The 11,997-nt window shown below is 66.7% G+C and carries 14 protein-coding genes; 2 read left to right on the top strand and 12 right to left on the bottom strand.

The genetic code is table 11. The annotated features are described in order from the left end of the window. Nucleotides 1-8 precede the first annotated feature (8 nt). Nucleotides 9-920, top strand: a complete 912-nt coding sequence (locus XM1_RS09540; protein WP_068432987.1) for a LysR family transcriptional regulator — start codon at nucleotides 9-11, stop codon at nucleotides 918-920. Nucleotides 921-966: 46 nt separating this feature from the next. Continuing rightward, on the top strand, nucleotides 967-1,647 hold the full coding sequence (locus XM1_RS09535) for a hypothetical protein (protein ID WP_068432986.1): 681 nt from the start codon (nucleotides 967-969) through the stop codon (nucleotides 1,645-1,647). Here the strand turns inward: XM1_RS09535 and XM1_RS09530 are convergent. The 12 genes from XM1_RS09530 to XM1_RS09475 form a co-directional block, all read right to left on the bottom strand. Then, entirely contained in the window at nucleotides 1,619-3,181 is a 1,563-nt protein-coding gene (locus tag XM1_RS09530; RefSeq protein ID WP_156428685.1) for a nitrite reductase, read from the bottom strand. The genes XM1_RS09535 and XM1_RS09530 overlap by 29 nt on opposite strands. Next, on the bottom strand, nucleotides 3,178-4,320 hold the full coding sequence (nirJ, locus tag XM1_RS09525) for a heme d1 biosynthesis radical SAM protein NirJ (protein ID WP_068432982.1): 1,143 nt from the start codon (nucleotides 4,318-4,320) through the stop codon (nucleotides 3,178-3,180). The genes XM1_RS09530 and nirJ overlap by 4 nt, the downstream gene beginning before the upstream one ends. Before the next feature lie 10 nt (nucleotides 4,321-4,330). Next, on the bottom strand, nucleotides 4,331-4,810 hold the full coding sequence (locus XM1_RS09520) for an AsnC family transcriptional regulator (protein ID WP_068432980.1): 480 nt from the start codon (nucleotides 4,808-4,810) through the stop codon (nucleotides 4,331-4,333). After that, nucleotides 4,807-5,250, bottom strand: a complete 444-nt coding sequence (locus tag XM1_RS09515) for an Lrp/AsnC family transcriptional regulator (protein WP_068432978.1) — start codon at nucleotides 5,248-5,250, stop codon at nucleotides 4,807-4,809. Before XM1_RS09515 ends, XM1_RS09520 begins: the two co-directional genes overlap by 4 nt. A 7-nt stretch (nucleotides 5,251-5,257) precedes the next feature. Then, entirely contained in the window at nucleotides 5,258-5,764 is a 507-nt protein-coding gene (locus tag XM1_RS24510) for an Lrp/AsnC family transcriptional regulator (protein WP_068432976.1), read from the bottom strand. Further along, nucleotides 5,755-6,204 carry an AsnC family transcriptional regulator gene (locus XM1_RS24505; protein ID WP_068432974.1) on the bottom strand — a complete coding sequence of 150 codons (450 nt, stop codon included), beginning with the start codon at nucleotides 6,202-6,204 and terminating at the stop codon, nucleotides 5,755-5,757. Before XM1_RS24505 ends, XM1_RS24510 begins: the two co-directional genes overlap by 10 nt. A 3-nt stretch (nucleotides 6,205-6,207) precedes the next feature. Then, entirely contained in the window at nucleotides 6,208-7,374 is a 1,167-nt protein-coding gene (locus tag XM1_RS09500) for a cytochrome D1 domain-containing protein (protein WP_068432968.1), read from the bottom strand. Further along, on the bottom strand, nucleotides 7,371-7,745 hold the full coding sequence (locus tag XM1_RS23170) for a cytochrome c (RefSeq protein ID WP_231920755.1): 375 nt from the start codon (nucleotides 7,743-7,745) through the stop codon (nucleotides 7,371-7,373). The genes XM1_RS09500 and XM1_RS23170 overlap by 4 nt, the downstream gene beginning before the upstream one ends. Before the next feature lie 89 nt (nucleotides 7,746-7,834). Further along, a complete protein-coding gene (gene cobA / locus XM1_RS09490) occupies nucleotides 7,835-8,608 on the bottom strand; it encodes a uroporphyrinogen-III C-methyltransferase (protein ID WP_068432965.1) in 774 nt (257 codons plus the stop codon). A gap of 23 nt (nucleotides 8,609-8,631) precedes the next feature. Then, entirely contained in the window at nucleotides 8,632-8,964 is a 333-nt protein-coding gene (locus tag XM1_RS09485) for a plastocyanin/azurin family copper-binding protein (RefSeq protein ID WP_068432963.1), read from the bottom strand. Nucleotides 8,965-8,985: 21 nt separating this feature from the next. Further along, nucleotides 8,986-9,996 carry an ethylbenzene dehydrogenase-related protein gene (locus tag XM1_RS09480; RefSeq protein ID WP_082700435.1) on the bottom strand — a complete coding sequence of 337 codons (1,011 nt, stop codon included), beginning with the start codon at nucleotides 9,994-9,996 and terminating at the stop codon, nucleotides 8,986-8,988. A gap of 73 nt (nucleotides 9,997-10,069) precedes the next feature. Further along, on the bottom strand, nucleotides 10,070-11,683 hold the full coding sequence (locus XM1_RS09475) for a NapC/NirT family cytochrome c (protein ID WP_231920754.1): 1,614 nt from the start codon (nucleotides 11,681-11,683) through the stop codon (nucleotides 10,070-10,072). Between the last annotated feature and the right edge of the window lie 314 nt (nucleotides 11,684-11,997).

Raw genomic sequence — 11,997 nt, 5'->3', positions numbered from 1 at the left:
AGCATTAATTGAGCATCGACCTGGATATCGGCTTCTTCGCCCTGGTGGCCCGCCATGCCAGCCTGACCGCGGCGGCGCGCGAGATGGGGCTGTCGCCGCCGGCGATCAGCCGCCGCCTCGCCGCCCTGGAGGCCCGGCTGGGGGTGCGCCTGCTCAACCGCACCACAAGGCGTCAGAGCCTGACCCCGGAAGGCGAGAAATACCTGGAGGAAGGCCGCCGCATCCTGGGCGACATCGAAAGCCTGGAGCGCGATCTGGCCGCCGGACGGCAAAGTCCGCGCGGCAGCTTGCGCATCAACGCGGGCTTCGGCTTCGGCCGGCGTCACCTGGGCCCGGCGGTGTCGGATTTCGTCCGCCTGCATCCCGAGGTGGAGGTGATCCTCCACCTCTCGGACCGGCCGCTGGACCTCACCGCCGAGGCCATGGACATCGGCATACGCTTCGGACTGGGGCCGGATTCGGGCCTGGTGCGCCGCAAGATCGCCGCCAACCGCCGCCTGCTGTGCGCCGCTCCTGCCTATCTCGCCGCCCATGCCCCGCCGCTTCTCCCCACCGATCTGCGCGACCACCAGTGCATCGTCATCCGCGAGAACGAAGGGGCCTTCAACACCTGGAATCTGGTCTCGGCCGAGGCGAACGCCTCGGTCAAGGTGGGCGGCGCGCTGTCGGCCAATCACGGCGAGGTGGCGGTGGATTGGGCGCTGGCCGGGCACGGCATCCTGCTGCGTTCGGAATGGGACATCGCGCCCTACCTGCGCTCGGGCGAACTGGTGCGCGTGCTGGACGGCTGGTCGGGGGTGGAGGCCGACATCCACGCCGTCTTTCTCCAGCGCCATCAGCTGTCGGCCAAGGTCAGAAGCTTCCTCGACTTCCTGGCCGAACGCTTCGCCTCGCAGCGGGCGGGGCCGGGGGCGTGGTGAACACGCCCGATAGGCTGGCGTCAGGTGCCGATGGCATGGTGAGCCCATGATCAATCGCATCCTTCTGGCTCTGCTCTGCCTCCTCGCCGCCGCTCCCGCCTCGGCCGAGAACCGCCTGATCCTCTACACCGTCGGAACGGATTCCCCAGATGTGCCGCCGCCCGTGCTGGCCCGCTTCGCAGCAGAGGGCTGGACCATCCGGGTCAACCGGGTGCCGGTCGACTTCAAGCGCGAGCATGAACTGGGCAAGGCCCTGTTCGCCCAGGCCCGCGCCGCCCGCGCCGAGGGCTTTTCCCGCGTGGTGCTGGCCGGCCGTTCGTTCGGCGCCTGGATATCGCTGATCGCCAATTCCTCGTGGTCAACCCCGGTGGACGGCAGCGGCATCCACGCGGTGATCGCCATGGACGCCACGGCCAGCGGCGAGACCGCGCGGATCGGCCGCCAGTGGCACGACTACAAGTTCATGGACGTGATCAAGACCCAGGACCCCACCCGGCTGGCGGTGATCGTGTTCGATGCCGATGCCGAGGAGGGCGAAACCCGCGAATTCGAGATTCGCCGCACCATCCGCCGCCCGGCCATTCCGCACGTGGCGGCCTACGAGCCGGCGCCGCCCTCCATCGATAGCGAGGATTTCGCCCGACGCTGGGGAGGATGCCTCGCCACCCTGCTGGGTGACGAGGCCCCCTCACCGGCGGCTAATGGCTGGTGCCGCTTGAATAATTGATCTTGTTGAAGACGTTGTACTTGCCCACCGGCCGCTTCATGGGCATGCGGGTCACTACCTCGAAGCGCTCGGAATCATAGACGATCAGTTCGCCGTCCTGCTCCATCACCGAAATCAGCACGTGACGACCCGAGCGGTCGAACTCGGCATGGGCCGTGGTGCGGCCGGGCGCGGGGCGCAGCGTCTTGACGATCTCCATGGCGTTAAGGTCGATGACCTGGATGGCGTCCTTCTCCTTGCCCATGGAGACGTCGATCCAGGCGTAGTTGGTGTTCTCGTGGCTGCGCATGAAGAAGCCCGGCCCCAGGGTGGGGATGCGTTTGACCGTCTTCCAGCTTTCCATGTCGATGATGCTGATCACCGCCTCCTTCAGGTGCGGCGTCGCCATGTAGTCGCGGCCGTCCTTCCTGAAGATTATCCCTGAGCCCAGATGCGGCATGCCCGGCAGGTCGATCTCGGCCACCTTGCGCTTGATGTCGAGGTCCATCACCAGGCCCTTGGTGCCGTCGCGCGACGCCCCCATCAGCTTCTCGTAGGTGCGGTCGAAGAAGAAATCGTCCAGATAGTCGGGCGTCCGGATGCGGATGGCCTGGAAGCGGCCCTCGGGGCTGATGCCTTCCTCGTGCCCCTTCTCGTAGGAATGGACGAAGCCGTTCATCACCGGGCCGGCGTCGTCGGCATAGGGAATCTCCCAGACCTCCAGGATGTCCTTCAGCGCCACCACGAAGCTGGAGCGCATGGGCGCGGTGTAGACCGCCGAAACCCGCGAGGTGGGCGCCTTGCCGTCCACCTTCTCGCCCACCACCGGAATCACCTGCATGGGCGTAAGGTCGCGGGCGTCCAGCGCCACCAGGGTGTGGGGCAGCATGTTGCCGACCATCAGGAAGCGGCCGTCATGGGACACCGCCACGTTGCGGGTGTTCACCCCGGCCCGGATCTCGGCCACCACCTGCAGGGTGTAGAGGTCGTATTTGGTGATCCAGCCGTCGCGGGACGCGAAATAGACGAAGCGGCCGTCGGGCGAGTACTTGGCGCCGCCGTGCAGGGCGAAGCGGCTTTGGAAGCGGACCAGCGGCTTGAACGAATCGCCGTCCAGGATGGTGACATGGTGGTCGCCGGTCTCCACCACCGTGAACAGGTTGAGCGGGTCGGCATTCCACTGCGGCTTGCCCGGCAGCAGGTCCACGTTGACGTTGACCACGTGCGACGCCTTGATCTCGGCCATGCCCCAGGTGGGGACGGCGGCCAGCGGCGTGAAGACGTAATCGGCCAGCGCCTTGACCTGCTCCGGCGTCAGCTTGTCGGCGTGGCCGGGCATCTGGGTGGCGGGGCGGCCCTGGGCGATGACCTTTTCCGCCTCGGCCTTCCGCAGGCGTCCCAGATTCTCCGGCAGCAGAGCCGGGCCGATGGCGCCCAGGCGGTCGCCGCCGTGGCAGGCGGCGCAATGCTCGGCGTAGAGACGGGGCGCGTCCTCGGCGGCCAGGGCGGGAAGGGCGGCCAGCAGCAGGATTGCAGCAGTCAACGAAGCCTTCATGCCAGTCCGATCTCCTCGTCGCTTAAGTAACATCCCGGATCTTCGGCCCAGGCGTTGCCGGTCACCCGTTGGGCCCGCACCCGGGTGTTGCCGTTGCACATATCGAGATGGGCGCAGGCCTTGCAGCGGCCCTCCACCGGCCGGGGCCGCGCCTTCAGGCCCGCCATCAGCGCATCCGAGGTATCAGGCCAGATGGAAGAGAACGGCCGGTCGCGCACGTTGCCCAGCTTGTGGTTCCACCACATGGTGTCGGGGTGGACCTCGCCCAGATTGTCGATGTTGGCGACGTTGATTCCGGACGCGTTGCCGCCCCACTGACGCAGCTTGCCCGCCACGTGGTCGGCCTTGTCCGGGTGGTTGCGCCGGACCCAGGACAGGAAATAGGGGCCGTCGGCGTCGTTGTTGCCGGTGACGAACTCCCGCTCGCGCCCGGCCGCGGCATGGGCCCAGGCGACGTCGAACAGATGGTCCATGGAATTACGCGTCACCTGCATGGTGGCGTCGTCCAGGCGGTTCTTGTTGCCGCGCCCGGCATAGTTCAGGTGCGAGAAGTAGAACTTGGCCACCTTCTCGCTTTCCATCAGGTCGATCACCTGGGGCAGCTCGGCGGCGTTGTCCATGGTCATGGTGAAGCGCAGGCCCACCTTGACGCCGCGCTCGACGCAGCGGCGGATGCCGCCCATGGATTCGGCGAAGGCCCCTTGCCGCGCCCGGAAGCGGTCATGGGTGGAATCGATGCCGTCGATGCTGATGCCGACGTAATTGAAGCCGATCTCGGCGATGCGGTCGGCGATCCTGTCATCGATCAGGGTGCCGTTGGAGGACAGCGCGGTATAGAAGCCCATCTCCTTGGCGCGGATGGCGATGTCGAAGATGTCGGGGCGCAGCAACGGCTCGCCGCCCGACAGGATCAGCACCGGCACGCGGAAGGACTTCAGATCCTTCATCACGCCGAACACCTCGTCGGTGGACAGCTCGCCGGCGAAATCCTTGTCGGCCGAGATGGAATAGCAATGCTTGCAGGTGAGGTTGCAGCGGCGGATCAGGTTCCAGATCACCACCGGGCCGGGCGGATCGCGGCGCGGCCCCACAGCAGTGGGGGCGACGAGTTCGTGCATGAACTGGGAAACGCGGAACACGGGCGAACTCCTACAGCCGAAGGCCGGTCTTCTTGAGGATGCGCGACGAGAACAGCACCATGTGGCCGCGCGACAGCGGACCCAGGGCGTCGGCGACGCGGGCCACCAGGGCGTCGGCGTCGGCCTTCTCCTTGGCGTGGATCATGGCGAACAGGGAATAGGGCCAGTCGGGCAGATGGCGCGGCCGGTGGTAGCAATGGCTGACGAAATCCAGCTCGCCCACCCGCTTGCCCGCCTCGGCGATGTCCTCGTCGGCCACGTCCCACACGGTCATGCCGTTGAACTTGTAACCCAGCGCGTAGTGGTTGGGCACCACGCCGATGCGGCGGATGACGCCTTCATGCAGCATGCGCTCCATGCGGTTCATCACCTCGTCGGGCGTAACCCCCACCTGGCGCGCCACCTCGTGATAGGGCTTGTCCACCAGGGGCAGCCCGTCCTGGGTGGCCACCACGATGGCGCGGTCGATGGGGTCCAGCGCGGTGGTCATGCCTCGAACCTCAGTCCCACGTAGAACTCCTGGATCTTCGGCATGTCGTGGACGGCAATGCCGGTCCGGGTTTCGATCTCGGCCAGCACCTCGGCCTTGCGGCCGGGCTTTTCGGTAGCCACCACGAACCACATGTTCAGCGCGTGCTCGCGGGCGTAATTGTGCGCCACCTCGGGGAAGGAATTGACGATGTCCGCCACCTCCTCGAAACGCTCCTGGGGCACCTTCATGGCCGACAGCGTCAGTTCGCCGCCCATCCGCTCGGCATGCCACATGGGGCCGAAGCGCGAGATGACGCCCTCTTCCCGGAGCTTGCGGATACGGGCCATCAGCTTGGTTCCGGTCAGGCCCAGGGGCTCGGCGATGGCGGAAAACGGCTGATCGCAGATGGGAAAGCCGCCCTGCAGCGAATTGATGATGGCGCGGTCGATGTCGTCCATGATCCCCCTACTCCGCCGCCGCCGCCCGCGGGATGGGCCGCCCGTAGCGCGCCCCGGTCTGCTTGAAGCGCCGGGTGGAGAACAGCACCGCATGGGGGTATCGGGCAAGGTCGAAACGATGCACCAGGGCGGCGATGGTCTCCTCCACCGCGCTCCGGTCGCGACCGTGGATCATGCAGAACAGGTTGTAGGGCCAGTCGGGCAGACGGGGCGGCCGGCGATAGCACAGCGTCACCTCCGGCGCGTCGCCCAGACGGCGGCCGATCTCGCTGACCTCGCCGTCGGGGATGCTCCACACCGACATGGCGTTGGCCTTGAAGCCCAGTTCGTGGTGCCGGACGATAATGCCGAAGCGGCGGATGATCCCGGCGTCGCGCATGGCCTGGATGCGCCCGATCACCTCGGCCTCGTCCATGCCCAGCGACGCCCCCACCGCCCGGTAGGGATGGGAGACCAGGGGCAGACCCTCGGCCAGGGCCGAGACCAGGGCGTGATCGCGGTCGCTCAAGTCCATTTGAGGTCGAATCCCAGATCGATGTGGAAATGCTCGAGCAGCGGCAGGTCGAGGACGGCAAGCCCGGCGGCGGCGGCAATCTCGGCCAGCACCTCGGCCACCCGCGCCTTGGACTGCGCCGTCACCACGAACCACAGGTTCAGCCGGTGCTCGCGCTGGTAATTGTGGTTGACCTCGGGAAAGGCGTTGACCAGTTCGGCCACCTCTTCCAACCGGTGGTCAGGCACCGCCATGGCCGCCAGCGTCGAGCCGCCCACCGTATGGGGACGGAACACCGCGCCCACCCGGCTGATGGACCCGCCGCGGGTCAGCCGCGCCAGACGGTCCATCACCTCGTCCTCGTCGATGCCCAGACGCTCGCCCAGCACGGCATAGGGCCGCGCATCCAGCGGAAACTCCTGCTGGAACTCGTTGAGCAGGCGCCGGTCAATCTGGTCCATCCCCTACAGCCCCGTCTTGTGGGCGCGGTTGGTAAAGAAGATGCCGCTGGGCTTGACGGCCGGCATCTCGGCCACCTGCTCCAGGGTCTCGGTGTCGTAGACCACCACCTTGTCGGAATCCCTGGCCGACAGCCACACCCGCTCGCCCTTGGGCGTGAATTCCATGTGCAGAATGGCCAGCCCCGGCTCGAGGGTCTTGATCACCTTCTTGGTCTGGGTGTCGATCACCTGGACCTTGGAATAATCGGGAACCGCGAAGTTGACCCACACCTGACGGCCATCGGGCCGGGCCATGGCGAAGACCGGCTGGCCCGCCACGTCGATCCGGGCCTTTTCCGTCCATTTGCCCTTGTCCACCACCAGCACCTGATGATGACCGATGGCGGGCAGCCAGATTTCGTCGCCGGCCGCCGCCCAGCCGCGCAGATGGGGCATCTTGTAGACCGGCAGCGCTTCCTTGCCCTTGCCGTAATGGTCGAGGATGCGCCGCACCCCCTTGTCGGGGTTCCACAAATCGAACATGGCGATGCCGTCCTCGCCGAACAGCCCGGCCAGGTACCAGCGCCCGTCGCCGGTGATCAGCGCGTCATAGGGCAGCTTGCCGATATTGGTGTGCTTGGTGATTTTCGGCGCCTTGAGGTCCGAAAGGTCGGCGATCCAGATCTCGCCGGCGTCATAGAGCGTGTAGATGAAGCGCTTACCCGACAGGTCGGCGATGCCGATCACCTTGCTGGCCTTGCCGTCGGCGCCGATGGCGGGAATGTCGGCCACCTGTTGCAGGGTGGCGGCGTCGAACACCTTGATGCCGCCCGGCGTGTAATTGGCCACCGCCACCAGGGTGCCGTCCTGGGAGATGGCGCCACCGATGGAATTGCCCGATTGCATGACCCGGCCGGCGATGGAAGCGGTCAGCATGTCCACCTTGGTCAGCCCGCCGTCGCGGCCGAACACATAGGCGAAGCGCTGGTCGCGGGAATAGACCAGGGCGGCGTGGGACAGATCGCCCAGCCCGGCGATGCTGGCCAGCTTGGTGGAGGTGCTGTTCTCGACCACCATCAGGCGGCCGTCGGCGCGCTCCACCACCAGCCCCAAATCACCGGTGCCGCGAAGCACGGGCTGGCAGGCCGACAGCAGGCCAAGGCCCAGCAGGGCGGCGGCAAGACGCTTCATTTCTGCTCTCCCATCAGATAAGCGGCGATCCAGGCGGCCTCTTCGCGGCTCAGCATGGCCTTCCACGGCGGCATGGGGGTGCCGGGGCGCCCCTCCAGGATGGTCTCGATCACCGCCTCGGCCGACAGCTTGGCCAGATCTTCGGCCAGCAAGGGCGAGCCCAGGCCGCCATGGCGGGTCATGCCGTGGCACGAACCGCAATCCTGGTCCACCATGTCTTTCAGTTTCGCCTGACGCGCAGGCGTGACCTCGGCCCCCGAGCGCGAAGGCGCGACCTCGCCCCCCGAGCGCGCAGGCGCGACCTCAGCCATCGACGGCCACGCCGCCAACGCCATCACCACCGCTCCCGTCAGTGCCCCAAGCATACGCATCCTCAGCCCTCCCACAGGCTAAGCGAGGAATAGCATTCCCGGCCCGGCTTTGGCTTGACGTTGAGCAAGAGATTGGAACGTTGCCAGCCTCACGCCTCGACGGCGCCGCACCACTCGGCGACCTCTTGCTCGGCGGCCAGGGCGACCACCTTGCCGATGATCAGCAAGGCGGGCGGCTCCACCTGCCAGCGGGCGACGTTGGCTTCCAGTTCGGCGAGCGTGCCGCGCAGGACGCGCTGGGCCGCCGTGGTGCCCTTCTCCACCACCGCCACCGGGGTGGCGGGGTCGAGGCCGGCATTGATCAGTCCCTGTGAGATCAATCCGGTGGTGCCCACCCCCATGTAGACCACCAGGGTGCAGGAGGGGTCGGCCAGACGGGCCCAGTCCAGGTCGAGGCTCTGGTCCTCCTTCAGATGGCCGGTGACCAGGCGGACGCTGCGCGCCACCTCGCGGTGGGTCAGCGGAATGCCGGTGGCGGCGGCGCAGCCGGCGGCGGCGGTGATGCCCGGCACCACCTCGGTGGCGATGCCGTAGCCGGCCAGATACATGGCCTCCTCGCCGCCGCGCCCGAAGACGTAAGGGTCGCCGCCCTTCAAACGGACCACCCGGCGGCCGGGGCGCGCCAGACTGACCAGCAGGTCGTTGATCTGGTCCTGGGGCAGCAGGTGGCGGCCCTTCTCCTTGCCGACGCAGATGCGGGTGGTGCCCGCCGGAATGAGATCGAGAATGCCGTCGCCCACCAGGCGGTCGTAGACCACCACGTCGGCCGACTGGATCAGGCGCAGCGCCTTGACCGTCAGCAGATCGGGATCGCCCGGCCCAGCCCCCACCAGATGAACCAGCGGCCTCACATCATCGGCCATGTCGCCCTCATTCCCCCTGTTGCTCACGGCGCCACCTCGACGGTTCCGACCATTTCCGGATGCGGTCCGCAGCGGTACGGATAGGTGCCCGCCTTGTCGAAGGTCCGCTTCCAGCTCTCCCCCGGAAACAGCCGGTCGGATTCGGCCAGGCCTTCCGCCTCGAAGAACACGCTGTGGCTGGTGCGCTTTTCATCGTTGACCCATTCCACCGTGGTGCCCGGCTTGACCCTGAGCACCTGGGGAACGAACAGATTCTTGTCCATGCCGACCCGGGCGGTCTCGCCCGCCCAGGCGGGCAGGCCGGTCAGGACCACAGCCGCGCCGCCGAGAAGGTTCAGCAGGAATCGACGCGTCATGACCGGCCTCCATCGACAGGACTAGGGCAGCTTCACCGCCTTGATTTCACCCTCGGCGTCGAGTCCGAGCTTAAGGTCAAGGGAGACGTGGTGGAAGCGGCCATTGGCGAAATCGTCGTGAACGGCGAAACCGACGGTGTAGCTCTTGCCCGGCTCCAGGGTCACCGAGCCCGGCTGGCCGCCCTTGAGCTTGCGGCTCATGATCACCACCCAGTTGGCGCCTTCCTTCTTGCCGACGGCGGCAAAGTCGGTGGCGGGCTTGAGCACGCGCTCGGCCAGGACATAGCCCTGCTCGGCGGCGCCCGACGACTTCCAGCGCAGCAGTTCCAGGAACCCGCCGCCCTTCAACAGGGCGTCCAGGTCGGCCTGGGGCTTCACCTTGTCCCAGTTGTCGCGCTTGGAGGTATCGAACTGGGTACGGCTTTCCGGCACGTATTTGGTGACGTAGCCCGCCTTGGTGTCGATGCCCTTGGCGGCGCCGAGCTGGGCCGCGGCCGGCGCGGTCGGCATGTCGCGGGCGTCGGAATGGCAGCTGGTCCAGCAGCCCGAGCGGGCGGCCATGTCCACCTTGCCGCCATCGATCATCATGGCGACCTTGACCTCGTTGTCGGGGTCGAGCTTGCCGCCCTTGGCGAAGGGCACGTCGGCATGGGAGCCGGCGGGAAACTCCAGGCGCAGATAGACGTTCTCGGCATCATAGGCCGCCTTGACCTTCAGCGGAAAGGCCGGGCGCTTGCCCGCGATGGGGGTCTTCTCGGCCTTGGCGCCGGTCACCATCTTGGTGCCCATGTCCTGGGCTTCCTGGGAATGGCACTCGAAGCAGCGGTCGCCCTTCTTGAAGGCGCGCCCCCCGCCATGGTCCGAGCCGGTCAGGATCCATTCCATGGAAGTCTGGCCGGGATAGAACAGTATGGTTTCGGAAGCGGGAACGCTGTCCCAGCCGACCGCCTTGGGGGCGGCATGGGCGGCACCGGCCGCCAGGGTGGAGACGGCGAAAGCCGCCGCGGCGGCATGAAACGCGAACTTACCCATCGGCTTATCCCTCCCAGGATTGGAATTACCGGATGCGGACGTCCCCACGTCCGCATCCGGTCCTTTGGTCAGACTACATCTTGACCGCCTTGATCTCACCCTCGGCGTCCAGACCCAGCTTCAGGTCGACGGAGACGTGGTGGAAGCGGCCGTTGGTGAAGTCGTCGTGGACGGCGAAGCCGACGCTGTAGGACTGACCCGGCACCAGGGTGACCTCGCCCGGCTGGGTCGCCTTCAGACGGCGGATCATGGTCACCACCCACTTGTCGCCTTCCTTCTTGCCGGTATAGGCCACGTCGTTGCCGGGCTTCAGCACGCGGTCGGCCAGGATGTAGCCCTGCTCCGAGGCGCCCGAGGACTTCCAGCGGGTCAGGTCGAGGAAGGTGCCGCCGGCCAGCAGGGCATCCAGCTCGGCCTGGGGCTTGACCTTGTCCCAGTTGTTGCGCGCCGTGGTGTCGAACTGCGTCCGGCTTTCCGGCACGTACTTGGTGACATAGCCGTGCGAGGTGTCGATGCCGGGCACCGCGCCGGGGGCGGCGGGAGCCTGGGGCATGTCGCGGGCGTCGGCATGGCACGAGGTCCAGCAGCCCGAGCGGGCCGCCATGTCAACCTTGCCGCCATCGATCATCATGGCGACCTTGACCTCGTTGTCCGGGTCCATCTTGCCGCCCTTGACGAACGGCACTTCGTTGTGCGGGCCGGCCGGGAACTCGAAGCGCATGTACAGGTTGTCCGCGTCATACGCCGCCTTGATGGACAGCGGAATGGCGGCGCGCTTGCCGGGAATGGGGGTCTTTTCCGCCTTGGAGCCGGACACCATCTTGGCGCCCATGTCGGCGGTCTCGTTGCTGTGGCACTCGAAGCAGCGGTCGCCCTTCTTGAAGGCGCGGGTGCCGCCGTGATCGGTACCGGTCAGCACCCACTCGATGGCGGTCTGGCCGGGATAGAACAGCACGGTCTTGGTCTCGGCAGCCTTGCTCCAGTCCACGGCCTTGCCGGTGACGGGGGGCAACTGGGCGCCGCCGGTGGCCGGCGCGGCGGCCGGAGCCGAAGCGGGAGCGGCGGCAGGAGCGGCGGCGGTGGCGGAAGCGGCCTTCTTGGCGTCGGCCTCGGCCTTCTTCTTGGCCTCCTCGGCGGCCTTCTGCTCCTCCTCCTGCTCCAGCAGGTGGTGGACCGGCTTGTGGGCGATGCCCTTATGGCAGTCGATGCAGGTGCCGCCCTCGGCCTGGGCGTTCTCGTGCTGCTTCTTGGCGCGCTGCTTCTGCAGGTTGGGATTCATCTGGTCGAAGGCATGGCAGTTGCGGCATTCCCGCGAATCCGTGCTCTTCATGGTCGCCCAGACGCGCTTGGCCAGCTGGTAGCGCTTGGCGTCGAACTTCTCGGGGGTGTTGACGGTCCCCATCAGCCAGTGGAACACTTCGCCGCTGGCCTGAATCTTGCGGACGAACTTGTGGACCCAGTCCTTGGGCACGTGACAGTCGGAGCACGCCGCCCGCACACCGGAACGATTGGTGTAGTGGATGGTCTTTGTGTACTCCTGGTAGACGTTGTCCTTCATCTCATGGCAGTTGATGCAGAAGCCAAGCGTATTGGTGGCTTCCATCGCCGTGTTGAAGGCGCCCCAGAACATGATGCCGCCGACGAAGATCACCCCGGCGCCGAACAGCGACGCACCCAGGATTTTCATCCTCAGCAGTTTTCCGAGCAAGGATTCAGTAGCCATTGCGCTCCCCAGCGTACCCTAGTTGTCCACCCTCAAGCGGAACCGATACCACGGGGGACCGATTCCCGACTTGACCTTGGACAATGATTGATCGGGACACAGGGCCTGAACCAAGGCCCCGGCATCCCGGACACATGTCCGGTCAGGCCCGCGCTGCGCCCCAATCCCGCTCGCGCGGGCGCCCTTCCGGAAAACAGCTCGGGCCCCGGAATGTGACGGACTGTAATCATTGGCCCAGGCAATCGACGTGATCTTGATCAATTTACCTTGGATTTGCT

The organism is Magnetospirillum sp. XM-1, assembly GCF_001511835.1.
Taxonomy (GTDB): Bacteria; Pseudomonadota; Alphaproteobacteria; order Rhodospirillales; family Magnetospirillaceae; genus Phaeospirillum.
The sequence above is the reverse complement of the archived record's forward strand: the minus strand, read 5'-3'. Positions and strand labels throughout refer to the sequence as shown.